Annotated in this window: 23 protein-coding genes and 1 tRNA gene; 17 read left to right on the top strand and 7 right to left on the bottom strand. The window is 62.8% G+C overall.

The window, feature by feature from the left end:
- Positions 1–28: 28 nt before the first annotated feature.
- From IRI77_RS05065 to IRI77_RS05050, 4 genes are all read left to right on the top strand, one after another.
- Positions 29–616 carry a peroxiredoxin family protein gene (locus IRI77_RS05065; protein ID WP_194450991.1) on the top strand — a complete coding sequence of 196 codons (588 nt, stop codon included), beginning with the start codon at positions 29–31 and terminating at the stop codon, positions 614–616.
- 5 nt (positions 617–621) lie between these two features.
- Positions 622–1,179, top strand: coding sequence for a TlpA disulfide reductase family protein (locus tag IRI77_RS05060; RefSeq protein ID WP_194450990.1), 558 nt, complete (start codon positions 622–624; stop codon positions 1,177–1,179).
- 5 nt (positions 1,180–1,184) lie between these two features.
- Entirely contained in the window at positions 1,185–2,003 is an 819-nt protein-coding gene (locus IRI77_RS05055; RefSeq protein ID WP_194450989.1) for a 3-keto-disaccharide hydrolase, read from the top strand.
- A 21-nt stretch (positions 2,004–2,024) separates the two neighbouring features.
- Positions 2,025–2,101, top strand: a tRNA-Arg gene (locus IRI77_RS05050).
- A 371-nt stretch (positions 2,102–2,472) separates the two neighbouring features.
- On the opposite strand, the gene IRI77_RS05045 is transcribed toward IRI77_RS05050, so the two are convergent.
- Entirely contained in the window at positions 2,473–3,162 is a 690-nt protein-coding gene (locus IRI77_RS05045; RefSeq protein WP_194450988.1) for a hypothetical protein, read from the bottom strand.
- 344 nt (positions 3,163–3,506) lie between these two features.
- Between IRI77_RS05045 and IRI77_RS38305 the strand changes: the two genes are divergently transcribed.
- Complete coding sequence (locus tag IRI77_RS38305) at positions 3,507–3,638, top strand: hypothetical protein (protein ID WP_267239371.1); 132 nt, start codon at positions 3,507–3,509, stop codon at positions 3,636–3,638.
- A gap of 468 nt (positions 3,639–4,106) precedes the next feature.
- On the opposite strand, the gene rnk is transcribed toward IRI77_RS38305, so the two are convergent.
- The 6 genes from rnk to IRI77_RS05015 all read right to left on the bottom strand — a co-directional run bounded on the left by rnk (position 4,107) and on the right by IRI77_RS05015 (position 12,069).
- On the bottom strand, positions 4,107–4,508 hold the full coding sequence (rnk, locus tag IRI77_RS05040) for a nucleoside diphosphate kinase regulator (protein ID WP_194450987.1): 402 nt from the start codon (positions 4,506–4,508) through the stop codon (positions 4,107–4,109).
- A 206-nt stretch (positions 4,509–4,714) separates the two neighbouring features.
- On the bottom strand, positions 4,715–5,863 hold the full coding sequence (locus IRI77_RS05035; RefSeq protein ID WP_194450986.1) for an aldose epimerase family protein: 1,149 nt from the start codon (positions 5,861–5,863) through the stop codon (positions 4,715–4,717).
- Between the two features lie 20 nt (positions 5,864–5,883).
- A complete protein-coding gene (locus IRI77_RS05030; RefSeq protein WP_194450985.1) occupies positions 5,884–9,042 on the bottom strand; it encodes a glycoside hydrolase family 2 TIM barrel-domain containing protein in 3,159 nt (1,052 codons plus the stop codon).
- Between the two features lie 35 nt (positions 9,043–9,077).
- Positions 9,078–9,836, bottom strand: coding sequence for a tRNA pseudouridine(38-40) synthase TruA (gene truA / locus IRI77_RS05025; protein WP_194450984.1), 759 nt, complete (start codon positions 9,834–9,836; stop codon positions 9,078–9,080).
- Positions 9,837–9,887: 51 nt separating this feature from the next.
- Positions 9,888–11,627 carry a TOMM precursor leader peptide-binding protein gene (locus IRI77_RS05020; protein ID WP_194450983.1) on the bottom strand — a complete coding sequence of 580 codons (1,740 nt, stop codon included), beginning with the start codon at positions 11,625–11,627 and terminating at the stop codon, positions 9,888–9,890.
- Positions 11,628–11,730: 103 nt separating this feature from the next.
- Positions 11,731–12,069 carry a hypothetical protein gene (locus IRI77_RS05015; RefSeq protein ID WP_194450982.1) on the bottom strand — a complete coding sequence of 113 codons (339 nt, stop codon included), beginning with the start codon at positions 12,067–12,069 and terminating at the stop codon, positions 11,731–11,733.
- A 290-nt stretch (positions 12,070–12,359) separates the two neighbouring features.
- On the opposite strand from IRI77_RS05015, the gene IRI77_RS05010 reads away from it, so the two are divergent.
- From IRI77_RS05010 to IRI77_RS04955, 12 genes are all read left to right on the top strand, one after another.
- Positions 12,360–13,214, top strand: coding sequence for an energy transducer TonB (locus IRI77_RS05010; RefSeq protein WP_194450981.1), 855 nt, complete (start codon positions 12,360–12,362; stop codon positions 13,212–13,214).
- A gap of 81 nt (positions 13,215–13,295) precedes the next feature.
- On the top strand, positions 13,296–15,614 hold the full coding sequence (locus IRI77_RS05005; protein WP_194450980.1) for a hypothetical protein: 2,319 nt from the start codon (positions 13,296–13,298) through the stop codon (positions 15,612–15,614).
- 17 nt (positions 15,615–15,631) lie between these two features.
- Positions 15,632–15,943 carry a putative quinol monooxygenase gene (locus IRI77_RS05000; RefSeq protein WP_228486605.1) on the top strand — a complete coding sequence of 104 codons (312 nt, stop codon included), beginning with the start codon at positions 15,632–15,634 and terminating at the stop codon, positions 15,941–15,943.
- Positions 15,933–17,081, top strand: coding sequence for an iron-containing alcohol dehydrogenase (locus IRI77_RS04995; protein WP_228486604.1), 1,149 nt, complete (start codon positions 15,933–15,935; stop codon positions 17,079–17,081). The genes IRI77_RS05000 and IRI77_RS04995 overlap by 11 nt, the downstream gene beginning before the upstream one ends.
- Before the next feature lie 21 nt (positions 17,082–17,102).
- Entirely contained in the window at positions 17,103–18,440 is a 1,338-nt protein-coding gene (locus IRI77_RS04990; protein ID WP_194450978.1) for a glycoside hydrolase family 28 protein, read from the top strand.
- A gap of 5 nt (positions 18,441–18,445) precedes the next feature.
- The gene (locus IRI77_RS04985; protein ID WP_194450977.1) at positions 18,446–19,561 is read left to right on the top strand and encodes a DUF362 domain-containing protein; all 1,116 of its coding nucleotides are present in this window, start codon (positions 18,446–18,448) and stop codon (positions 19,559–19,561) included.
- Between the two features lie 186 nt (positions 19,562–19,747).
- A complete protein-coding gene (locus IRI77_RS04980) occupies positions 19,748–20,065 on the top strand; it encodes a hypothetical protein (RefSeq protein WP_194450976.1) in 318 nt (105 codons plus the stop codon).
- Complete coding sequence (locus tag IRI77_RS04975; protein WP_194450975.1) at positions 20,062–21,348, top strand: terminase large subunit domain-containing protein; 1,287 nt, start codon at positions 20,062–20,064, stop codon at positions 21,346–21,348. The genes IRI77_RS04980 and IRI77_RS04975 overlap by 4 nt, the downstream gene beginning before the upstream one ends.
- A 13-nt stretch (positions 21,349–21,361) precedes the next feature.
- Positions 21,362–22,744 carry a hypothetical protein gene (locus tag IRI77_RS04970; RefSeq protein WP_194450974.1) on the top strand — a complete coding sequence of 461 codons (1,383 nt, stop codon included), beginning with the start codon at positions 21,362–21,364 and terminating at the stop codon, positions 22,742–22,744.
- A 28-nt stretch (positions 22,745–22,772) separates the two neighbouring features.
- On the top strand, positions 22,773–23,366 hold the full coding sequence (locus tag IRI77_RS04965; protein WP_194450973.1) for a hypothetical protein: 594 nt from the start codon (positions 22,773–22,775) through the stop codon (positions 23,364–23,366).
- Between the two features lie 64 nt (positions 23,367–23,430).
- Positions 23,431–24,342 (top strand): P22 phage major capsid protein family protein, encoded by a 912-nt coding sequence (locus IRI77_RS04960; protein WP_194450972.1) that lies wholly within the window; start codon positions 23,431–23,433, stop codon positions 24,340–24,342.
- A gap of 466 nt (positions 24,343–24,808) precedes the next feature.
- Complete coding sequence (locus IRI77_RS04955; protein ID WP_194450971.1) at positions 24,809–25,132, top strand: hypothetical protein; 324 nt, start codon at positions 24,809–24,811, stop codon at positions 25,130–25,132.

Genomic DNA, 25,132 nt, shown 5'->3' with positions numbered 1-25,132 from the left:
TGCGTTATATTGAAAGGCAAGCTGGATTATGATCAACCGTAGAAACTTCGTAGGCCTTGGCGCGGCGGCATCGCTCGGCGGTCTCAACCTGTTCGCCGATTTGCAGGTCCCGAAACCCGCGCCCGAGCTCGTCATCACCCTCAATAGCGGCGAATTGGTCCTGCTGAGCAAGCTCAAGGGCAAAGTCGTTGTCCTGGAATTCCTGCTCACCACCTGCCCCCACTGCCAGCGCTGCTCGGCCGTGATGCAGAAGGTTCTCAACGACATGGGCGGAGAAAAGGCCTTCACGGCGCTCGGAGCCGCGGTGAATCCTGACGATCTCACCCAGGCCCGCATGGTGATCCCCGAGTACATCTACAAACTCGGCCTGAAGTTCCCCGTGGGCTACACCAAGCGCGAGATGGCCTATCAATGGCTCGGCGCCGACCCCAACAAGGGTCCGGTCTATTTCCCACAATTGGTCTTCATTGACCGCAAGGGGATGATTCGCGCCTACCACCCCGGCACCGATACGAAGTTCTTCGAGGATGAAGAAAACAACGTGCGCAAAGTGGTGGAAGGTTTAGTCAAGGAAGGCACCGGCGCCGCACTGCGTAGTCAGGCAAAGAAGGGCTGATCCAAATGCGTTTGCTCTCCGCCACGCTGCTTGCGGCGTTGTGTCTGTCATCGGCGGCCGTGGCGGAAACGCTGCCGCGCCCGGCCGGCGAAATCAAGTTCATCGCCCATACCGGCGACACCATTACCCTCTCTGCCCTCAAGGGCAAAGTCGTGGTACTGGAGTTCCTGCTCACCACCTGCCCGCATTGCCAGGACACCGCCCGCAAACTGGCCGGCCTCCAAAAGGAGTTCGGTCCCAAGGGCCTGCAGGTGATCGGCCTGGCCATCGATGAAAACGCCGGCCAGAACATCACCGGCTTCGTCGCCAAGAGCGGCGCGAACTTCCCCCTCGGCGTCTACGACTACATGAAGTCGCGCGCCTACCTGCAAATCCCGGATGTCATGCGTATGTCGATGCCGCACATCGCCATCATTGACCGCAAGGGCATGATCCAGGTTCACCACGGCGCCGAGGAGCCATGGATGGCCGACGCCGCCGTCGAAGCCAACCTGCGCGCCGACATCACCCGTCTGCTCGGCCCGGCTCCGGCCGCCAAACCCGCACCCAAGAAGAAGAGTTAGTCCCCATGCGCCTCCCCGTCGTCGCCCTCACCCTGGCCGCCAGCCTCTTTGGGCAGCAGCCGCCCAACACCCTTACCAAAGAAGAGAAGCAGGTGGGCTGGATGCTCCTCTTCGACGGCAAGTCGATGAAGGGCTGGACCAAGGCCGGCGCGGACGCGTGGGGCATTGAGGACGGCTGCCTCAAGTCGCTGGCCAACCCGAAAGTGCGGGCAGACCTGCTGAGCACCGCCACCTTCGGTGACTTCGTGATGACCTTCGAATGGAAGGTCGCCCCGGGCTCAAACAGCGGGGTGAAGTACAAGATTCAGGACGCCGTCCTGATCGATGCGGCTCAACTGCCGAATCCCAAGATGCCCTTCGAGCAGCAGGTGGCCTACGAGCTCGAACACCATTCGGCGCGCCTGGACAAGGTAAAGGCGGGCTCGGGCGCCCAGATCTACCCGGTGGCCTTCGAATACCAGGTGATCGACAACCAACGCCATCCTGACGCCTTGCACAGCCCCCTGAGCCGCGCGGCATCGCTTTACCGCATGGCCGCCGCCACCAAGGACGCCACCAAGCCCGTGGGCGAATTCAACCAGGCCAAGATCGTCGTCCGCGGCAAGCACGTGGAGCACTGGCTGAACGGCGTCAAGGTCGTCGATACCGATCTGGACACGGCCGAAGTACGCAAGCACATCGAAGAGCGCTGGGCCGCCGGCCATCCGGTGCGCGAGATGCTCGAGAAGATGCCGAAACAAATCACTCCGGTCGCGTTGCAGCACCACAATGACGTGGCGTGGTTCCGGAACATTAAGATTCGCCGTCTAGCGCCGCCCAATTAAGCTATAATCGTAGTGAACTGTGCGCCCGTAGCTCAGCTGGATAGAGCGTTTGCCTCCGGAGCAAAAGGTCAGAGGTTCGAATCCTCTCGGGCGTACCACTTTCCCCCTCAAATCAATAACATACTGGCACCGTATGGGCAGCCCAGTACGCTGTTGCCCCCCAGCCCACCCTCGATCCTGTCCTTCTAGTGTCCATTCCCTGGCCCGTCAATGCTTTAGGGCTCGCCCACTAGCGCCCGCCCGCACAGCTCAACGCCTCCGTGGGACATTCTTTTGTCCACCTAACGTCCTCGCCGATTTCGATTGTCCTTTTATGTGCCGTGCAAGGAGGCGGGAGCTCCCAAACGGGCTGGCCAGAGAGCGGGAAGTCCTACCAACTGCTGGCTCGACAGTCGTAGCCCCTACGGCAGGCTTGGGGTGGACGTCGGTGTCGATATCACTCTGTGGGTGTGGAACTCCGGATACCACCTCACCTCACGAAGTTCCGCCCTTTGGCCACCGCAAGTGCGAGTCCTGCGAATACCAACGAAGCCGTCATCGGCTCTGGCACGATCCGGATATCGGAGATCAGAACTGAGTGTTCAAGGGAATCGTACTTGAAAGTTCCCGAGTCGATATAGAACTGCATCTGGGTGTAGACATCCAACGGCATAACCATTTGCAGGCCCTCGGACACGGGAAGCACAATCCGGACCGGCGGTCGCCCATCGGTCGACATTTTGAAGGTCAGTATTCCCTCACCGGGAGAGATCACGTAGAAATCGCCGTAGAACTCAGCCGAAGCAATACCCCCCGTTAGTGGAGGAGATGGGCAAACGGGTAACAGGCACAAGGCGGAAACATACCCATAAACCTGAGCGGAAGCATAGAGAATGCGGGGAGTTACTAAGACCCGCGCGGTACCGCGGACAGTGCCAGTATATTCATACTGGCCATCAGATGGGAAATCATAACCCACCCCAGACACCACACAATCAACATAGCCCGCACCTGAACATCCAAGGACGTTGAAGCCGCCACCATACCCATAGGCCACCATCGTGCCGTTAACCAAGAGTGGATTCAATCTCGCGGCGAGGCTAACCGAGGCAGTGAGCAAGAGCAACACACAACCAACCAATAGACTCGACGCGCGAGTACGCTTGAAAGAGGAGAACATGGAACACCGCTCCTTTCCGACCTTCAGCTCCGATACTACTCTCTTCAATTCGCATCTATCAGGTCGGATCCAGGCATTCCGGCACCAGTTTCTTCTCAAATCACAGCCGTTGCGTCGTCTCGCGATGTGAGGCGTCCCATGTGCCGGGGGAATATTCCCTCAGAATCACACCCGGCCGATGGGCACTTCGGAACGGGAGAAGAGGCAACGCCTGGCAACATAACCATCCGGTGTGCGTTCGAGATCGATGATTCGTTCAGCTCCCTCGAACTACCAGCCTGGCGTAGCAGACTTCGTTCATCTACAACGACACCAAGCAGCAGCTTGAAGTCATGGAGGTCGGGGTGGTTGCCAGGATCGACCCGATGGACCGGCGTGTCCTCGCCGGTTTGGAAGAGAGCTTCGGCGGCGCGGTCACCGAATCGGATGAGTGCAGTGGGCGGATCACGAGCACAACATCGCCCGTCGGTTTCTGAAGCCGGTCGGATTGAAAGTGGGAGTCCATCTCTCCCGGCACGTCTTTCGTCGGACGACGACCACCTTCGCCAAGGAAATCGTCACGCCCTGTTGGATCGTATGGCGACGGCCGGCCACTCAGACGTTTGAACTTCTATCCTCTACACCGGAATGCGGCGACAGCCGTTTCATCGGCCTGGACAAAATGGGATCAAAGATCGTGCTCCAATGACCTCCGAGGACCTTCGTTTTGTCCTCTTATTGTCCTTTTGCTTTCTGTTACTTATGGATTCAACAGTGCCTACTAGAGGAGGCGGCCTACCTCCGGAGCAAAAGGTCAGAGGTTCGAATCCTCTCGGGCGTACCACACAACTTGGCGAATTCCGGGCTACTGCACAGTAGCCTTTTTCATTGCCCGGCTTTCATTGCCCCACAAGGCCCGGAGAGCGGCGCAGCCCCTTTCACTGGCCGCGCCGCTCGATTCCATCTCAGACCGGCGGAGCCCCCGCCGCCTCGGGCTGATACAAGACCTCCAGCACCTGCAGGCGCTTCACGCCCCGTGGCACGGTCCACTCGATCGTGTCTCCGCTCCGATAGCCCAACAACGCGGTGCCAATGGGCGCCAGCACGGACAGGGACGACTCGCCCCGGCCCGCTTCACTGGGATAGACCAGCCGGTAAGTCTTCTGTTCCCCGGAATCGAGGTCGCGCAGTCTCACCACGGAATGCATAGTGACGACATCCGCCGGCAGCTCGCGCACATCGACGATATCGGCGCGGTCCAGTTCCTCTTCGAGTAACTTCAAGTCCTGGCGGCCGGCCGCATGATCGGCGAGCATGCTGCTGAGCCGCTCATAGTCGCTTTGCGTCATGAATATGTGTTTTTGCATGGAGAGACTCCAGCCTTCCTAAGTGCAGTTCGCTGGCCATCTGCCCCACTTCAAAACAAAGGACTTGTTTTGCGTTCCCGGCCGCCGCGTGCCTCAAAACCGCCAATTCGGCCGCTATCAGGCACTTCGGGCGTACAATTGTCTGTTACACATGAAAAGGGCCGCCACACGGGCAGCCCTTTCCACTTTCTTCAGCAGGGTTCTGTTTACTTCGCGGGGTCCACAAACCGCAGCTTCCAAACCGTGGTCGTCTTGTACTCTTCCCCTGGCTTCAACACCGTCGTCGGGAAGTCCGGATGGTTCGGCGAATCCGGATAGTGCTGCGTCTCCAGGCAGAAGCCAGTACGCTGCGCGTAGTTGTTCGCGTTCTTGCCCACCACCGTGCCATCCAGGAAGTTGCCGGTGTAGAACTGCACGGCCGGTTCGGTCGTCCACACTTCCAGCGCCCGGCCCGATGGCGGATCCACGGCCTTGGCCGCCATCACCAACCCGCTGCCTGAACGGTTCAGCACGTAGTTGTGGTCGTAGCCCTTGCCAAGCGTCAACTGCTCGTCCTTGTCGCCTATGCGCGACCCGATCACTGTCGGCTTGCGGAAATCAAACGGCGTACCGGTGACATCCTTCAGCTCGCCGGTGGGAATCAGACCCGCGTCCACCGGAGTGAACCGGTCCGCGTTGAGCTGCATCACCTGATTCAGGATGTCGCCATTGCCCTGCCCGGCCAGATTGAAGTAGGTGTGATTCGTGACGTTCAACACCGTCGCCTTGTCCGTCGTCGCATGGTAATCGATCTGCACGTCGTCATTGTTGCCCAGCGAATAGGTGACCGTGACATTCAGCGTACCCGGATAGCCTTCCTCGCCATCCTTGCTGGTGTAGCTGAAAATGGCCTTCTGGACGCCGTTCGACTCTTCCGTCTTCCCGCTCCAGATCACACGGTCGAAGCCCACCAGCCCGCCGTGCAGGCTGTTCTCGCCGTTGTTCTTGGCCAGCGTGTATTCCTTGCCGTCCAGCGTGAACTTGCCCTTCGCGATGCGGTTGCCGTAGCGGCCCACAATCGCGCCGAAGTAGGGATTCGGGCCCTCATAGCCCTTCAGGCTGTCGAAGCCGAGCGCGATGTCCGCCAGCCGGCCCCGGGCATCGGGCGTCTTCAAGGTGACCACCCGCGCGCCGTAGTTGATGATGGCGATCTCGACGCCGTTCCTGTTTCTCAGGGTGTAGAGGTTCACCACTTCACCCTTCTCCGTCTTGCCAAATTCCTGCGTTGTCACGGCCCCTACCCCTCCTTGTTCCACTTTCTTGCAGCCGGCGAGCACCGTCACTGCAACCATCAGCGTGAGTATTTTCGAGTGCATCTTGCCTCCAATGCAGCGGTTCAGAACGATTCCAGCGTCTTGCCGCTGAAGTCGCCTTCCACCGGCGACAGTCTGTATCGATATGAGTATGACTGATCGGACGGGATGCGATAGGGCTGCATCGGCAGCGCATTCGGAGACCAGCTATCGATGCCGCCCACCCCCATCTGCTTCCAATCCAGGTTCAGGAAGACCTGCGGATGCGGCTGCATCATGAACGTATACGCCGCCCGCTCCAGGTCGTCCTTCGTGAAGTGTTTGGCGCCCACGCCCAATTGCGGAGCCCCCACAGCCAGCAACCCGACACCCTGGGCGTTCGTCAGCGCCACCCAGCGCACGTCGGTCTTGTTGCCGTTCTCCTGCGGACGCGAGTAGTCCACCCACTCCTTCGCCACAGTGCTCTTGTAGAGCCCCACACGCTCGAACGGCCGGTCAATATACGTCTCGGCCGGACCGCGTCCGTACCACGACAGATTCTCCAAACCCGGCGACACCACCAGTTCCGTACCAAACCGCTCCATCATCGCCCGCTTCTGCGAGCCCGGCTGATACGACGTCTCCACGATCACATCGCCGCTGCCATGCACCGTGTAGGTCATCGTCACCACCGCCCCGCCCGCATTGGCCGGCTCGGCCTTCACTGTGATCTTCGCCGTGCGGTCATCCACTTTGTCGACCTGCGCCGACTGCACATCCCACCACGTCCCGGCGTCGCGCCAGACCTTGGTATCCGACTCCACCGGGCGCTTGCCCAGGGCCTTCCGCCCGCCCACGTCGTTGTCCGTTTCGGCGCGCCAGAAGTCGACACGCGGCCCGCGGTCCAGCAGCGACACGCCCTTGTACTTATAGGACGTGATCACGCCTTCCTTCTTGCTGAACATCATCGAGAAGCTGCCGCCCTTCAGCGCCACCCACTCGCCTTCCTCCGTCACCGTCAAGGCCGGAGCCTTCGTGAAATCGGCCGGCTTGCGGTCTTCATTGCCCGGCAGCGGGAATTGATCGTACGAGATCTCGTGCCCGCGCTTCGCCCACGACTGGTCGCTCTTGAGCTTGTAGCTGACATTCAGCCAGTACTCGTTGCCCGGCCCGGCCTTCAACTTCGGGATCACCAGGGCGTACTCGCGCTCCGCCCCCGGAGCAATGTTCAGGTCCGCGATCCGGCCCGACGCCAGCACCGCGCCGCTCGCCGTCGACACGGTCCACGTCGCCTCCGCGATGTCCTGCGCGTTCGTGAAGTTGAACCAGTTCTTCACCTTGATCCGGCCGTCCACCAGGTCCACCGCCGACGTGTGCAGGTTGCGGTAGACATACTTGATCGCCGACAGGCCCGGATGCGCCTTGCGGTCCGCCGACACCAGCCCATTGTTGTTGAAGTTGTTGTCGTTGCGGATGCCCGTCTTGTCTTCCCACCAGCCGCCATAGGCCAGGAAGCGCGATGACGGCCAGTTCTGCTTGTACTCCTGCGGGGTCGGCACCCACAGGCCCTGGTCCACCCAATCCCACACAAACGCGCCCTGCGCATTCGTGCCGCTGTAGAAGATGTCCCAATACTCTTTCAACCCGCCATTCGAGTTGCCCATCGCGTGCGTGTATTCGCACAGGATCAGCGGCATGTCGGGGCGCTTGGCCGCGGCCGCCTTCACGCGCTCAGGCGTCGGATACATGAAGGAGTTGATGTCCGCATTCGACCCGCCGTGCGACGTCGAACCCTCGTAATGCCAGGGCCGCGACGGATCTCGCTGCTTCGCCCATTCATATGTCACCTTCGCGTTCAGCCCGTCGCCGCTCTCATTGCCCATCGACCACGAGAAGATCGACGGATGATTCTTGTCGCGCTCGATCATGCGCTGCACGCGATCCAGGTAAGCGCCCGTCCACTCCGGCGATTCGGTCAACAGATTCCCCGGACCGTCGTTGCCATAGTGGTGGCACTCGATGTTCGCCTCGTCCATCACATAGATGCCGTACTCGTCGCAGAGCTCATACCAGTCGGGGTGATTCGGGTAGTGCGAGGTCCTCACCGCGTTGATGTTGTACTGCTTCATCATCTCGATGTCTTTGATCATCAGCGCCCGGTCCACCACCTTGCCCGTCTCCGGCGAATGCTCGTGGCGGTTCGTGCCCTTGATGAGGATCACCTGGCCGTTCACCTTCAACCGGCCGCCCTCAATCTTGATCGTGCGGAAGCCCACTCGTTGCGGGATCACTTCGATCACCGCGCCCGACGCACTCTTCAGCGTCAGCAGCATCTTATAGAGGTACGGAGACTCAGCCGACCACAGCTTCGGAGCGTTCACCTGCAGCGCCAGTTCCGCATTGGCCGAGCACGGCGCCTGCGCCTTGCCGACAGCGGCCCCGGCCGCGTCGTACAGGTCCGCCTGCAGCGTGCACTTCTCCGGATTCAGGATCTCGGCCTTCACCTTCAACGACCCGTCCATCGGCGACTGCACTTCGTAGTCGCGCACATGGCTCGGCGCCGTCGACCACAGGTAGACCTCGCGGTAGATGCCGCTCAGCCGCCACATGTCCTGGTCTTCCAGGTAGGCGCCGTCGCCGAAACGGTAGACCTGCACCGCCAGCACGTTCGAGCCCGGCTTCAGGTGCTTCGTGATGTTGAACTCGGCCGGCGTGCGGCTGTCCTCGTTGTAGCCCACCATCACGCCGTTCACCCACACATAGAAGGCGGAGTCGACTCCGGCGAAGTGCAGGTACACCTCGCGGCCCTTCCAGGCCGGCGAGACGTTGAACGTGCGCCGGTAGCTGCCCACGGGATTAAAGTCCTTGGGCGGCGTCGGCATCTTCTTCGGATCCTGCGGGAACGGGTAGATTAGGTTGGTGTAGATGGGAATGTCGAAGCCGTGCAATTGCCAGTTCGCCGGCACGGGCATCGTGCGCCAGGCCGAGTCGTTGAAGTCCGTCCGGAAGAAATCCAGCGGACGATCAGCGGGCCGCAGCACGCCATCGAACTTCCAGGTGCCGTTCAACGACTGGAACCACGGCGATTGCGCCATCTGGCCTGTCCGGGCCAGATCGGCCGTCGGATACACCATCATCGTGGTGTGAGGCTTCTCCTCGCCGATCTTGTAGATGGCGGGGTTATCCCACTCGGGCCGGTCGGCCGCGAGGCAAGCGCTTACAAGTAAAACTAGTGAGACAGACGAGGTCAGTACATTCCGCATGAATTAGGCTCCGGGGACTACCGCATCCGAAAATATCACACCTGCGGGTAGCGTATCTTCTCCAGGAAAAGACCGGATGCCGGCGCTGTCCATGCCGCGACATCCAACTGCGGCCCGCGTGCTTCGATCAGGTCCTGAAACTGCGCCACCGTCACTTCGCTCTTGCCCACTTTCACCAGGGTTCCTGCAAGCCTTCTCACCATCTTCCACAGGAAGTGCGAGGCCTCGATGTGAAACAGAATCAGGTCGTCCTGTTCCTCGATCGTGGCCGACTCCACCACCACGATGCTCGACTCCCCCGGCTTCGAAGGATCCTTCGCCCGGAACCGCGCAAAGTCGTGCCGCCCCGGAATCAACGCCGCCGCCGCCTTCATCTGCTCGATGTCCAACGGCTCCTTGATCCACCAGACGTACTTCTTCGAGAACGCCGTCTTGCGCCTCGAGATCTGGTAGACATAGCTGCGCGAGACCGCGTCGTGCCGCGCATGAAACTTCGGCGGAGCCTCCTTCGCCGCAATGATGGCGATGTCGGCGGGCAGGGCCTCGTTCAGTTTCCGGGCCAACAGTTCCGGCGACACGGCGCGCTTCGGATTCGCCCGTAGATGCGCCACCTGCTCGGCCGCATGCACTCCGGCGTCGGTCCGGCCCGACCCCATCAGTTCCACGGGCCCGGCAAACAGTTCCTCGGCCGCCTTGCGCAACTCGCCCATCACCGTCTTGGGAGCATTCGTCTGCTCCGCCCAGCCGCGGTATTGCGTGCCGTCGTACTCAATAAAAAGCTTCCACGTTCTCACTACTTGAGCTTACCCCGGAGCCGCGAATCTCCAGCATCTTTGCCCTACCGATCACCAGATGGGATGTACGGCGGGCAGGTCCGTGCGCAGTCCCATCCGCTGGATCCGGGGCACTACGCTCCGCTCCATTCCGTAGCCGTACCAGAGTGGCTGCAGATCCATGCTGACCGCCCGCATCACTGTCAAACCCGTCGTCGCAATGTCTGATGACGTGACATCCACCAGCGCCACACGCACGCCGGCCCGCGCCAATTCCGCGCTGCAGGAGGCCAGCGAACGTTCGCAGCGCCGCTCCAGCACAGTCCGCAACGGAATCGCACCGCCGGCCCGCATCCGGTCAAACACGCCAGACCGGCCCGCATCAAAATACCAGGCCGCGTGGTCCATCATCTCGTGGACCTCTTCCGGTCTCGCCGGCACCGCCAGGGCGCCCCCCCGCATCATCTTCCGCAGATGCGGACCGGTCTGCCCCAGCTCAAGAATCGCCTGCCGCAGGGCGCCCGCCGGATCCAGGTCCGCACCCAGAGAGATGGTGGCGCCCGGGTATTCCAATCCATCGCCCAGGGCGAGACACATCACGGCGGTCCCGCAGGCGGCGGTCTCCAGGAGATACAGTTCCACCTGCGCACCCAGCCTCCGCACCGCCTCGATCACCTCTGCCAGAGCAGGCTCCAGCGCAGCATCCAATTCGATGCGGGTGCCGGGCGTGCCTGTCAGCCAGCAGGCGAGGAACGCGTCGCGCTCCACCAGTTCCATCACGGCTCGCAGCGCGGCCTCCTCGCGGTCCGGATGCGAGGCCAGGCCGTTCGAGGTTCCCTGGCAAAGGAACTGCTCCGCGGTCACCGTCATGGCGAGGTACGCGGAAATTGCCGGGATCCACACAGGCTCCCGCGTATCCAGCCACTCGCCCGCGACCCAGGGCTGTTTGGCTTCTTTCGAGAAGCGCACGTAGGCAAAGCCGGGCCGTGTGTACTGTTCGTCCGAATACAGCGGATGCCCATCCAGGCAGTCACCCGGCAAGTCCTGAGCGGCGGCATAGACAATGCACCAGGGCTCCGGAATCGAAGGAGCATAGCGTTCCACTGCCTCGCCCACCGCCGAGAAGATGGCGCCCGGCAAGTCCAGTCCTTTGCCCCAGCCGATGGGCAGTTGGCGCAAGGTTCCATCCGCACTGAGCACGTGCGGCGGAGCGGCCGTCGCGACAATCGGCATGCTGACCCCCAACTCGGCGGGACTCTCAATCACCAGCCGGGAAACAATTCCTGTGCGGAAATCGAGCACCCCTGAGAGTTGCTGCATCACGTCGCCGCCGCTGTTTCGCGAGGCGGAGCGTGGATGCACGGAAGCGCCTCCGCACATCGCGCATACCGGCAGCGGCACCACCCGATGCAGGGACGAAGTGTACGCTCTCGTGTCGATGGCCAGGATGTGATCGAGGAGGGGCGAAGCTTGCGGGCCCTTGCGCAGAATCAAACGGATGGCGCGGATCAATTCAGGCGCGGCCACGGCCACGGACTCTTCCACGTCGTCGTCCACCGGATCCTGCTGCGAAGCCGCATACAACCGGGCCTGTGCGCAGGCCGGGCATCCAGCGCGGCCGGGAATTGCCACCGGGCCAAGGAACGCTTCCGCATTCCGAAAGTCGGCGCCCAGGCACACGACACCCGCTGCCGCGGCCCGTGAGGCTAGCTGCTCGCAGCCGCGCAGGCACACAACCAGCTTTGGCGGCGCAGCATCCGGCCATTCGGCGCCATAGGCAACACCGGAGCCGAAGGCCCTGCGAAGGCACACGGCCACTGCACTTGCAGTCGGAGGTCCGAGGATAAAGATGTTGGTTCGGCCCAACCGGGGCGGGCGAGCCCCAGGGTTCGCCCGCCGGTTGGAGACAGTGTCTCTACGCGCCACCCTTGGCGGCTCTGGCTGCGGGCTTGGACGCTTTTTCCAGGGCCTTGGTGCTGGCGGCTACTTGCTTGAGCATGTTCTGCATGACGTCGAGTTGGTGGCTTGCCATCTCCAACTGTACCGGCGTCGTAATGCCCTTAATGATCTCCCAGAAGCGCAGGCGGTCTTCCCCGTCGCCTCCCAGGAGCTTCAGAAGAGCAGCCGTGTCGCGCTGTAGCGCAACCACTTTGGGCTTGAGAATTTTAGGATCTGGACCAGGCACTACACTACCTCCGTGAATCAAGGGGAAATCCCCAAAAAAGTGTGAAACTTCGATGATTGTGGAGTCCATTTCAAATCATGTCAAGGAGAAATGTATCGGGACCAACGTTCACTTTCGTGAAACCGGGTGCCTTGGCATGCGTCCATCCACTCGAAGCCGACGCTCTCTTGGCGCAGGGAGTGCGTGGCCGGAAAGGACCGCCGTCCCGCATGCCCGAGCAGCCCGCCACTCGTTTGCCCGACCCTGATCCGACCTCGAATCAACGCCACTCCGCCACATCCTTTTCGCCGGCCCATATCACTCCGGAGCCCTGGTACCAGCGCTTCGGAGAGTCCTGCAGGGAACTCTTCTGCCCCGCGATGCTACCTCCGCTGGCCGTCACCGCGCGGCCTGTGCAGGTGGCCGAACTCCACTCGCGCGATCCTCTGCGCGGCCCCTCGCAACTGCTCTCCATCGCCTTGCACGTCGGCGTCGTCGCGTTGCTCTTCACTGTCGGCAGCAGCCGCCAGATGCAGCAGGCCGTGAAAAGCTTCGTCCCCGTGGTCGCGCCCTACTGGCCTCCGGACCTGATGCCGCGCACACCCCAGCACGACACCCTCGCTGGCGGTGGTGGCGGCGCGGGCTCCACTCTTCCGGCCAGCGTGGGCCGCCTGGCACGAGCCGCACCGCGCCAGTTCGTGCCGCCTTCAGCCGAACACAACAACCCGGCTCCGCGCCTGTTGATGGAAGCCACCATTCTTGCCGCGCCCGACGCCGAGCTGCCTAAGATCGTCCTACCCAACTTCGGCGACCCGTTCAGCAAAGCCACCATCCCCTCCGATGGCCGAGGCAGGTACGGCGGCATCGGCGACGGCGACCACAACGGAGTCGGTCCCTCCCACGGCCCCGGCTACGGCCCGGGGCCCGACCCCTTCGGCGGCACCGTTGCCCGCGTCGGCACAGGCGGAGTCAGTGCGCCCGTGCCAATCTTCCGCGTCGAACCCGAGTACTCGGAAGAGGCGCGCAAAGCCAAGTTCCAGGGCGCCGTGCGTCTGGCGATCATCGTCGACGAAGTGGGCCGCACGGTGGATGTGAAGGTCGTTCGCCCGCTGGGCATGGGTCTCGACGAGAAGGCGATGGAGGCGGTCCGCAAGTGGCGCTTCCGGCCCGGCCTCAAGAACGGCCGCCCCATTCCCGTCGAAGCCCAGATCGTCGTCACTTTCCAGCTTCTGTAGTCCTGCCACCCGAACCTGAGGATCGCGATGCGTGCCTCCACCATCATCCGCCCCCGCCGTTGCATATGATGATTGGAGCCCATGATCCAACGCATCGCCCTTCTGGCTCTTACTGTCTCTACGCTTACAGCGGCCGATCTCTCCCAGGCCGTTGTTGTTGCGCCATCCGCCCTCTCGCCTGTCGAGAAGAAAGCCGCCCAGGTCCTGGTCGAGGAGGTCGCCAAACGCTCGCGCCTCCAATGGCCCATCGTGGCCGCGCCCACAACCGGCCGGCCTTCCATCACGCTGCGGCGCAATCCAGCCGGTGGTCCGGCTGACGGCTTCACTATCCGCACTTCGGGTGCCTCTATCGAGATCCTGGGCAATGATGAACGCGGCACGCTCTTCGGCGCCGGCCGCCTGCTGCGCGAACTGCGCATGTATCGCGACTCCGTCATCCTGCCCGATGGCTTTCAGATCACTACCGCGCCCAAATACAAACTGCGCGGCCACCAGTTGGGCTACCGCCCCAAGACCAACAGCTACGACGCCTGGACCGCGGCCATGTGGGACCAGTACATCCGGGACCTCGCCATCTTCGGCACGAACGCCGTCGAACTGATTCCGCCGCGCTCCGACGACGACTCCGACAGCCCGCACTTCCCCATCCCCCAGATGCCCATGATGGTCGAGATGTCGAGGATCCTCGACTCGTACGGCATGGATGTCTGGGTGTGGTATCCGGCCATGGATCGCGACTACAACGATCCGGCAACGGTGACCAAGGCGATCGACGAGTGGGCTGAAGTCTTCAAGAAGCTGCCCCGTATTGACGCCGTGATGGTGCCTGGCGGCGATCCCGGCCACACGAAGCCCGACGCCCTGATGGCGCTGCTGGAGAAGCAGGCCGCCAGCCTCCGCAAGTACCACCCCAAGGCCCAGATGTGGGTCTCGCCGCAGGGCTTCGACCAGAAGTGGATGGACGAGTTCTACTCGATCCTCGACAAGCAGCCCGCGTGGCTCACCGGCATCGTGCACGGGCCGCAGGTACGCGTCTCCATTCAGGAACTGCGCCGCCGCGTTCCGGCGCGCTATGGCATCCGCAACTATCCGGACATCACGCACAGCGTGCAGTGCCAGTTTGCCGTGCCCAACTGGGACGCGCCCGAGGCGTTCACGCATGCTCGCGAAGGCATCAACCCCAGGCCCACCGAGATGCGGGCCATCTTCCGCGATCAGCAGCCGTCGACGATCGGCTTCCTGACTTATTCGGAGGGCTGCAACGACGACGTCAACAAGATCCTGTGGAGCGAGATGGGCTGGAACCCAGACGTCGACCTGACGACGGCCCTGCGCGAGTATGCGCGCTACTTCATTGACGCCCGCTTCGACGAATCCTTCGCGGAAGGCCTGCAGGGGCTGGAACGCAACTGGCAGGGCGCGCTGGCGACGAGCACCAGCGTCGAGCCCACCTTCAACCTGTTTCAATCGCTGGAGCGGCAGGCCTCGCCGGCCGATCTGCTGAACTGGCGCTTCCAGCAGGCGCTCTACCGGGCGTACTACGATGCCCTGAACCGCCGCCGCTGGCTCGCCGAGACGGCTACCGAAGAGTCGGCCATGAACGCCTTGCGCGACGCTTCGCGCAGCGGGTCGCTCGCCGCGATGGACGCTGCTTCGCGGATCCTGCACGAACCGGGCCAGGTGTCCCCCCTGCGCCAGCGGGTCTTCGAACTGGCCGAGGCGCTGTATCAGTCTGTACGGATGCAGTTGAGTGTGGAGCGCTACAAGGCGATCGGCCGCGACCGCGGCGCCACGCTCGACAACATCGACACGCCTTTCAACAATCGCAACTGGCTCGACAAACGCTTCGCCGCGATTCGCTCGCTGCCGGACGAACCCAGCCGCCGCAACGCGCTGCGCGAAATCGTGCAGTGGACGGACCCGGGTCCGGGCGGCTATTACGACGACCTGGGCAACCCGGCCGCCCAGTCCCACCTGGTCCGGCCCAAGACCTACGAAGAAGACCCTGGCAGCCTGCTGTCACCGCGCAACGCCTTTGCCCGGACTTCCGCTCCGGGTGTCGACTGGCGCATCTCCACGATGAGCCATGCCGAGGTGATGTACGACGGTCCCATGGAGATGCTCTACCCACACCTGGACCCTACGGCCAGCTACAAGGTACGCATCATCTATGGCGGCGAAGTGTCGTCCAGCCGCATCCTGCGGTTGACGGCCAACGGCAGTTTCGAGCTGCATCCGTTCCGCAAGATCGAGAACGTCACCGAACCGGTGGAGTTCGAGATTCCGAAGCAGGCCACGGCCAGCGGTTCGCTGCGGCTGAGGTGGGAGAAGACGCCCGGCCTGCCTGGAAACGGCCGGGGGACGCAGGTGGCGGAGGTGTGGCTCATCCGGCAGCCGTAAGCGGCATAATGAAGGCAATGTTCATCGTTCATGTGCATGTCCACGTCAAGGCCGAGTGCGTTGACGCCTTCCACCAGGCCAGTCTCGAGAATGCGAGGAACAGCGTCCAGGAGCCGGGCATCGCGCGATTCGATGTCCTGCGGCAACTGGATGACCCGACGCGTTTCGTGCTGGTCGAGGTCTATCGCGACACCGCGGCCGCGGCCGCTCACAAGGAAACGGCCCATTACGCCACCTGGCGGGATGCCGTTGCCGACATGATGGCCGAACCGAGATCCAGTGTGAAGTACGCCAACTGCTTCCCTGGCGATGACGGCTATGCGCTTTGACATTGCCACGCCCCGCCGCATCGTCTTCGGTGCGGGGGCACTGCGCGAGGTAGCGCCGGCCGCGAAAGCGATGGGTGCGCGTGCGCTGCTCGTCAGCGGCCGCACCCCGCGCCATGCGGCCCGGTTGGTGGTGGAACTGCACGCGGTGGGCGTTGGCGCCGCGCATTTCCCGATTGATGGGGAACCGACGCTGGAGGTTGTCTCGGCGGGGGTCGCTGCAGCAAAACGGGATCGATGCAATTTCGTGATCGCCTGCGGCGGGGGCAGTTCCATTGACGCGGGCAAAGCCATTGCCGCACTGATGGCCAATCCTGGCGAACTCCTTGACTACCTGGAGGTCGTTGGCAAGGGCAAGGCCCTGCCCAATCCCTCGGCTCCGTTTATCGCTGTCCCCACGACAGCGGGGACGGGCAGCGAAGTGACTCGGAATGCCGTGCTGGCGTCGCCGGCTCATCGTGTGAAGGCGAGCCTGCGCAGTCCGCATATGCTGCCCACCTTGGCTGTGGTCGATCCCGAGTTGACGCTGGACTTGCCTGCCGGCGTCACGGCGAGCACCGGCCTGGACGCTTTGACGCAGTTGCTGGAACCGTTGACGTCGATCCGGGCGAATCCGATGACCGACGCCTGGGCTCGGGATGGACTGCGCCAGGCTACTGCACTCAGACGGGCCCACGACAATGGCAAGGACCTGGAGGCCCGTACGTCCATGGCCTATGCCAGTGTCCTGGGCGGGCTGTGCCTGGCCAATTCCGGGCTGGGCGCGGTGCATGGCTTCGCGGCTCCGATTGGGGGGATGTTCCTTGCCCCGCATGGCGCTGTCTGCGCCGCGCTGCTGCCGCATTGCACTGCGACGAATCTGGCCGCCCTGCGTGCAAGGCAAGCCGATAGTCCTGCCCTGGCTCGCTATGACGAGGCTGCGCGGATCCTGATTGGCGACCAAGCCAAGGCCGACGACCTCGTGCCGTGGCTGTTGGCGTTGACCAAGGACTTGCGGATTCCCGGGCTGGGCTCGTATGGCCTGTCAGCGGCTGAGGTCGATGATGTCTGCGACAAGGCGGCCAAGGCGAGCAGCATGAAGGCGAACCCGATTGTGCTGACGCCCGATGAATTGCGGGCCACGCTCGCCGCGGCGCTTTGATTTCAGTATGATCTGACTGATATGTCTGTAACCCGCCGCCGCTTTTCCGCCGCGCTGGCTGCGCTGCCGCTGTTTTCCGCTGATGCCAAGGGCTGGGCGCTGCGCGACCAGATCCTGGCCAGGATCAAGGCTCCGGTGTTTCCAAAAAAGGACTTTGTCATCACGAAGTATGGGAACTCGGTCAGCCAGGCGGTCGAGGCCTGCGCCCAGGCTGGGGGTGGACGGGTAGTGGTGCCGGCAGGGGAATGGCTGACCGGGCCGGTGCACCTGAAGAGCAACGTGAACCTGTACGTGGCCAAGGGCGCGACATTGAAGTTCGACACGGATCCGAAGAAGTACCTGCCCCTGGTCTTGACGCGCTGGGAGGGGCTGGAGTGCATGAACTACTCGCCCCTCATCTACGCTCGCGGCCAGAAGAACGTCGCCGTGACAGGGGAAGGCACGCTGGACGGGCAGGCCGACGCCCAGCACTGGTGGATGTGGAAGGGCACGCGGGGCAACGGCGGTGGTCCCAACCAGAACAGGGCCAGGCTGGCCCTGGCCGAGATGGCGGAGCGGGACGTGCCCGCCAAGGACCGGGTCTTTGGCGAGGGTTCGAATCTTCGCCCGAACTTCATCCATCCGTTCGAGTGCCAGAACGTCCTGATCGAGGGCGTGACCATCATCGGGTCGCCGATGTGGGAGATCCACCCGCTGCACTGCAGGAACGTGATCGTCCGCGGGGTGAAGATCAACAGCCATGGTCCGAACAACGACGGCTGCGATCCAGAGAGCTGCTCGGACGTGTTGATCGAGAACTGCCAGTTCGACACGGGCGACGACTGTATCGCGATCAAGTCGGGCCGCAACCGGGATGGGCGGCGGATCAACGTGCCCAGCGAGAACATCATCGTGCGGAATTGCGACATGAAGGACGGCCACGGCGGAGTGACGATCGGCAGCGAGATCTCGGGCGGGTGCCGGAATGTCTTCATCGAGGACTGCCGCATGGATAGTCCCCATCTGGACCGGGTCCTGCGGTTGAAGACGAACTCCGTGCGCGGCGGCTTCATCGAAGACATCTACCTGCGGAATGTCACTGTGGGCCAGGTGGCGGGGGGTGCCATCGACGTCGACCTGACGTACGAAGAGGGCGACAAGGGCCAGTTCCCACCGGTGATCCGGGGGATTCACGTCGAGAAGCTGACGGTGAAGAAAATGCGGTCGGTGCTGTACCTGCGGGGGTACGCCAATGCCCCGATCAAGGACCTGACGGTGAAGGATTCCGTCTTCGAGAGCGCGGCGAAGCCGGACACGCTGGAGCATGTCGAGGGCCTGAAGCTGACCAACGTCCAGGTGAACGGCAAAGCTTTACAATAGGGTCAATGACCCGACGTGAACTGCTCGCCGTTCTGGGCACGGCCGCCGCAGGCACTTTGCAGGCCGCCCCTCCCACTGCTCCGGTTGCGCTGGCGCGCTGCCGTAGTTACGACGAAGACCTGGTCTCCACCATGGGGACGATGTTCGACCAGTTGGGCGGACTGGAACGGCTGGTGAAGGGCAAGACCGTCACCATCAAGCTGAACCTGACCGGGAGCCCGGGCCTGCGGTTCCAGGGCCGGCCGTTGGGCGTCACGCACTACACTCACCCCAAGACCGCGGGCGCGATGACGCATCTGCTGGGACGGGCCGGGGCGAAGCGGATCCGGTTTGTGGAGAGCGCCTGGGCGTCGTCGGGGCCGTTGGAAGAGTACCTGCTGGAGTCGGGCTGGAATGTGCGGACGCTGAAGTCGGCCGCGCAGAATGTGGTTTTCGAGAACACGAATGCCCTGGGGTCGGCCAGGAAGTATGCGCGGTTCAAGGTGCCGGGCGGGGGGCTGATCTTCCCCAGTTATGACCTGAACATGGCCTATGAAGAGACCGACGTCATGGTCTCGATGGCCAAGCTGAAGAACCACGAGACGTGCGGCGTGACGCTGGCGATGAAGAACATGTTCGGCATCACTCCGGCGTCGATCTATGGCGATGACGCGGGCAAGGACGAGCCCAACGAGAAGCCGGGCAATGGCCGGGTGAGCGTGTGTCACGAGGGTAAGCGGCAGCCGGCGACGGCGGCGGCAGGCGAACTGGATGTGAAGTCGAGCCGGGTTCCGGGTCATCGCATGCCCAGGATTGTGGCGGAGCTGAATGCGGCGCGGCCGATCGACATCGCGTTTATCGACGGGATCGAGACGGTAAGCGGCGGCGAAGGACCGTGGATCCGCGGGTTGAAGGTCGTGAACCCGGGGCTGCTGATTCTGGGGACGAACGCCGTGACGACGGACACGGTGGGGACGGCGGCGATGGGGTACGATCCACGGTCGCCGAAGGGCACGGGTCCGTTCAAGAACTGCGACAACATGCTGCTGCTGGCCGAAGGGCTGGGTTTGGGGACGGCGGACCTGAAGCAGATCGAAATTCGGGGCCTGAAGCTGTCCGAAGCGACCTACCAGTTCGGGTAAATCCCCTTTAAAACAGGCGAACAAACGGCGGAAGTCGGCCTTTTTGGAGCCCGCCCGAGAATCTGTTCCGGATTTCGCAAAATATCGCACGCTTGTTTTCAATCACTTAGGAGAATTCCCTTCAAAATCGCCGGTTAGGGTGCTGTAGGATTTCTGCGTCGAGGCAACTCGCACGGAGAAAGGCTGATGGAACAGAGAACGGTTGGGCGGGCAAAGAACGGGCGCTTCCTGAAAGCGGGCGAACCGGTGGCGGAGGCTGTGGCCCCCGTCGCGGTGAAACCAGTGGAAGAGGCGCAGAAGACGCCGCGGAAGCGAAGGTTCCGGGCGAAGCAGATGCGGCAACTGATGGACCGGATGCTGGTCCAGTTTGCCGAGCAGGTGGAAGACGAGAGCATGTCGTTCTCAGTGAACGATGCTTTCAAGCTGATCCAGCTCAGGGAGAGTGTGGAGCCGGAGAAGCCGAGTTCAGTGAAGGTGGAGTGGGTGGAGCGGAAGGACAAATGAAGATCCGCCGCGAAATCCAATACGAGCCTCTGCCGTCGCAGTTGCGTTTTCACGACTCGGCGGCGCGATTTAAAGGATTTTCAGGCCCGATTGGGTCAGGAAAGAGCCAGGCGCTGTGCAATGAAGCGATCAAACTGGCGTATCTGAATCCGGGGCGGGCGGGGCTGATTGGGGCTCCGACGTACCCGATGCTGCGGGACGCGACGCAAACGTCGCTGTTCGAAGTCTTGAGGGACAACGGGTTGCCGTTCGATTTCAACAAGGCGGAGAACCAGCTGACGCTGAAGGACACGGGTTCGAAGATCATTTTCCGCCCGCTCGATGATTTCGAGCGGCTGCGGGGGACGAATCTTGCCTGGTTCGGGGTGGACGAGTTGACCTACTCGCCCGAGCAGGCTTGGATCCGGCTGGAAGGGCGCCTGCGAGATCCGCTGGCAAGGAGGCTGTGCGGATTCGCGGTATGGACCCCGAAGGGGTTCGATTGGGTGTACGAACGATTCATTCAGAACCCGGTAGACGGGTATGAGTGTGTGCAAGCGGAGCCAAATGAGAACCGGCACCTGTTGAAGCAGGTGCCGGATTTTTATGACCGGCTCAAGCGGAGCTACGACGAAGCCTTCTTCGCGCAGGAGGTGCTGGGGCAGTATGTGAGCCCCAAGGACGGCCTGGTGTACCACGCGTTCGACCGCAAGGTGAACGTGGGGGCGGCGGAGTGGGATCCGGAGCTGCCGGTGCTGTGGGCGTTGGACTTCAACGTGAATCCGATGAGTTCGATTGTGGCGCAGCAGCAGGCGGAGCGGCTGGTGGTGCTGGACGAGATCGTGCTGCCGCGGGCCAGTACGCGGGATGCGTGCCTGGAGTTTGTCAGGCGGTATCCGGAGTGGCCGGCGGGGCTGGAGATCTTTGCGGACGCCTGTGCGTCGCACCTGCAGACAGCGGGGACGACGGACCGGGAGATTCTGCAGGGATTCTTCGAGGACTACGGGGGTTCCGCACCGGTGTTTCGAATTCCGAAGAGGAATCCGCCGGTGCGGGACCGGGTGGGTTTGGTGAACGCGAAGCTGCGATCGGCGAACGGAGAGACGGGGCTGGTGGTGGATGCGCGGTGCAAGGAGCTGATGCTCGATTTCGAGCGGGTGCGGTGGCTGGAGGGGACGGGCGAGATCGACAAGGCTCGCGACCTGAAGCGGACGCACCTGAGCGATGCGGTGGGCTACCTGCTGTGGCAGGACAGCCAGCCGGAACACGGTGTCGGGGAGAGAAACAGACGGCTGTTTTGGTAAGGGAGAAAAGGCAGTGTTCGATATTAACCGGGAACATCCCGAATACACGGCGTGGAAGAGAGTGTGGCCGCGGTACCGCGACCTCTACCTGGGCGGTGAGCAGTTCACGGCGAACGCGGACCGCTATCTGATTCCGAGGCAGAAGGAGCCGCCTGAGGTTTACCAGGAGCGAGTGAGCCGGGCGTTTTATGAGAACTACATCGGCTCGATCATCGACTGGTATGCGGCGACGCTGTTCCGGCGGGAACCGCTGGTGACGCTGGAAGGGCGTGATGAGGGGGCGCGGCAGTTCTTCAACGGGCTGGCGGAGGACTGTGACCGGCAGGGGTCGACGTTGAGCGACTTCTTCCGCAAGCAGGTGATTGAGGCCCTGGTGATGGGGCGGAGTTACATCGTGCTGGACTTCCCGAGGCTGGGGGTGCAGGCGGGCTCGAAGGCGGAGGAGGACGCGCTGGGCTTGTCGCGCGGCTACTTCAGCCAGTATCCGGCGCAGAGCGCGATCCACTGGCAGAAGGACGAGAGCGGGGAGTATGAGTGGGTGGTGCTGCGGGGCGAGCGGCTGGTGAGCGGCGGCGAGGCAGTGGGCCACATTGAGCGGCAGTGGGTGCGGTATGACCGGGAGCGGTTCACGATTTTCCGGCAGGACGACCGGGACGGCAGCCAGGCGGCGATTGTGCAGGTGGACGAGGGTCGGCATGGGCTGGCCGGCCTGGGCAAGGTACCGGTGTTCGAATTCACGTTGGGGGACGGCATGTGGCTGATGAACAAAGCATCGTCGCTGCAGCTGGAGCACTTCAACAAGTCGAACGCGCTGGCCTGGGCGTTGACGATGGGCTTGTTCTCGATGCCGGTGATCTACTCGGAGAAAGAGTTCAAGCAGACGATGGGGGAGAGCTATTACGTGCAGCTCGGCAAGGACGACCGATTTGGTTGGACCGAGCCGGAGGGGCATGTATTCGAGATTGCGCTGCAGAACACGGACCGGCTGAAGGAGGAGATCTACCGGATCTGCTACATGATGAGCCAGGCCGGCGGCGCGCTCTCGAAGAACTCGGCGTTGACGGGCCTGAGCAAGCAGAGGGACTACCTGGTGACCCAGGAGGTACTGCGCGGCTTCGGCGACAAGGTGAAGGACACGCTGAAGAAGCTGCTGCGCACGCTGGCGGCGGCCCGTCAGGACGAGATCGAGATTGGGGTGTCGGGTTTGGACGAATTCGACATCGGTGAGTTCAGCAGCGAGCTGGAAGATGCGCAGCGGCTGTTGTCGCTGGGGATTCCCTCGAAGACCCTGGAGACGCAGATCCAGAAGAAGCTGGCGATGAAGTATCTCTGCGATGCGAGCCAACAGGTGAAGGACCGCATCGCACAAGAGATCGACGCGCAGGCGACCGCCTAGGCGCGCGACCAAACAAGGAAGGACAGCAATGGAGCAGAAGTCGCAAGACCAGACGCCCGAGGTGTCTCCACAGACACAGGGTGAGGACTGGAAGAACGTGGTGCGTTCAGTGATTCAGGAGTACGTGACGGTGGAGCGGCGCCAGACGGAGCCGGCCTACAAGAACGAGCTCGTGGAAGAGCGCCGCCGGCGGGAGTCGCTGGAACGGCGTGTGAACGAACTGGTGGAAGAGAACAAGCGCAGCCGCCAGGCGGCGGAGGAGACGGACCGTGGCTCGCAGATCCGCGCGGAGTTGCAGCGGCTGGGCGTGGCCAAGGTCGACCTGGCTTTCAAGATCGTGAAGGACGAGATTGTCCGCACGGCGGAAGGCGCGCTGATCGCGAAGACGGCGGAGGGTGAGCGCGGATTGCGCGAGCACCTGACGTCGTTCGTACAGGAGAACCCCGAGTTTCTGCCGGCGCGGATTGCCGGCGGTTCGGGTGCGTTGAGCCCGCAGAGAGCGGGTGGTGGAAGCTACGGCGTGGAGCTGGAGCGGATTCATCCGGGCATGAGCGCGGACGAGCTGCAGCGCGTGCGTGAGCAGATCTCGCAGGTGGCGGCACAGAGCCTGCGGGGCGAGTAGCGCGGCGGTCTGCAGAGACGCGGCGCGGTTGAGAGACAGAAGAAAGAGAAAGAGGAAAAGAGAAATGTCAGCTATTACTTCAGCCAATCTGGCGAATGCGATTGTGAAGCTTGTGGCGGTGGACGCCCTGCCGGCCCTGTCGGGCCAACTGGTGATGGGCAATCTGGTGAACCGGGACTTCGAACCGACGCTGGCGCAGGCCGGCGACACGGTGAACGTGCCGATTCCGCCGACGATGGTGGCGAACAACATCGCCGAAGGCGGCTCGGTGCAGAGCCAGAATCCGGATGTGGCGAATGCGCAGATCGTGCTCAATACGCACGCCGAGGCGACGTTCCAGATTCCGGATGTGACGAAGGTGATCGCGGTGCCGGATCTGCTCCGGTTGTACATGCAGCCGGCGATGATCGCACTGGCCGAGAAGGTGGAGAGCGACCTGCTGAACCTGTACAGCCAGTTCACGGCGAACACTCCGCTGGGTACGGGTGGGACGGCGCTGCTGGAGTCGGTGGTGGATTCGGCCGAGACGGCCTTGTTCAATGCGAAGGTTCCGGCGAGCGAGCAGAAGTACCTGGTGGTGGACGGCAATGCGTATTCGCAACTGCGGCAGATTTCGCGGTTCAGCGAGTATGCGACGTCGGGCGATGCCGGGCTGCGCGCTTTGATCGACGGCAGCATCGGGCGGATCAAGGACTTCTATGTGTTCCGCTCGCAGTTCGTGAAGAAGACGGGGACGGGTCCGACGACGACCAATAACATCGCGTTCGCGAAGAATGCGCTGGGCCTGGCGATTCGCCGGCTGCCGAAGCCGCTGCCGGGTACGGGGGCGATTGCTGAGTATGCCGAGTTGGGCAACCTGGGCATGCGCATCACGATGAGCTACCAGCCGAATACTTTGGCGCAGCAGTTCACGGTGGACATGCTGTACGGGGTGGGTGTTCTGAGGAACGCTCATGGCGTGCAGGTGAGGAGCTAGGCGGGCGGGTTTCCCCGGGTTGGCCGCGGGCGGGGTCAGGGGACCCCGCGCGGACTTGGGGGTCCGCCGTCCTGGCTGTCGGGGCTGTGCTTTGCGGGCCGGGTTAGCCCGTCGCTTACGCTCCGGGACTGGGGGGGTGCCGCGGATCCGTCGATGACGGGCGGATCCGAGGCCCGCTGCGTTGAAACGCTTGATTGGCCGTGGCCCGCTCCTTTCCATTCGGGGTTCGCTGCGTGGGGGTGGGCCGGGCTTCCTGGGTTGTGTTTCGTTTTGGGTTGGGGTGGGGTCGTTTGCGGGCTCCACCGCTCCCTTACGGTCGCGGCTCAATTTGCGGTTGCGGCTCGGTTTCCGGACGCGGCGCAATGGGGTCGTGGTTCGGTTTGCGGCCGTGGTTCGTTGCTTGGGTTCGGGTTGGTGGATGGATGGGCCGAGCCAGGGTTCTGGCTTCGGAGAGAAAGGAATTGGCATGGATTTGAAGGGCTATTTCAAGAAAGTGAAGGACCTGGAGAAGAAGATCCAGGCCCGGGATTTTTACATCGTGAGCCTGGCGACCCAGGATGGCGGGAAGGCCGGCGTTTTGACGCAGGTTTCGCGCCGGGTGGGTTGCCAGTTGATTGTCGAGGGCAAGGCGCGCGAAGCGGACGAGGACGAGATCGCCAAGTTTGTGGCGGACCTCGCGGCGCGGCGTTTGGCGCACGAAAAACAGGAGGCCGTCAGCCGGATCCAGGTACAGGTGATCTCGGATCCGATGGGCCTGCTGCGGACCGGTACGGAGACAGAAAAGGAGTAA

The sequence above is a fragment of the Paludibaculum fermentans genome, from assembly GCF_015277775.1.
Lineage (GTDB): Bacteria > Acidobacteriota > Terriglobia > Bryobacterales > Bryobacteraceae > Paludibaculum > Paludibaculum fermentans.
This window is presented reverse-complemented; position numbering and strand designations above follow the sequence as displayed.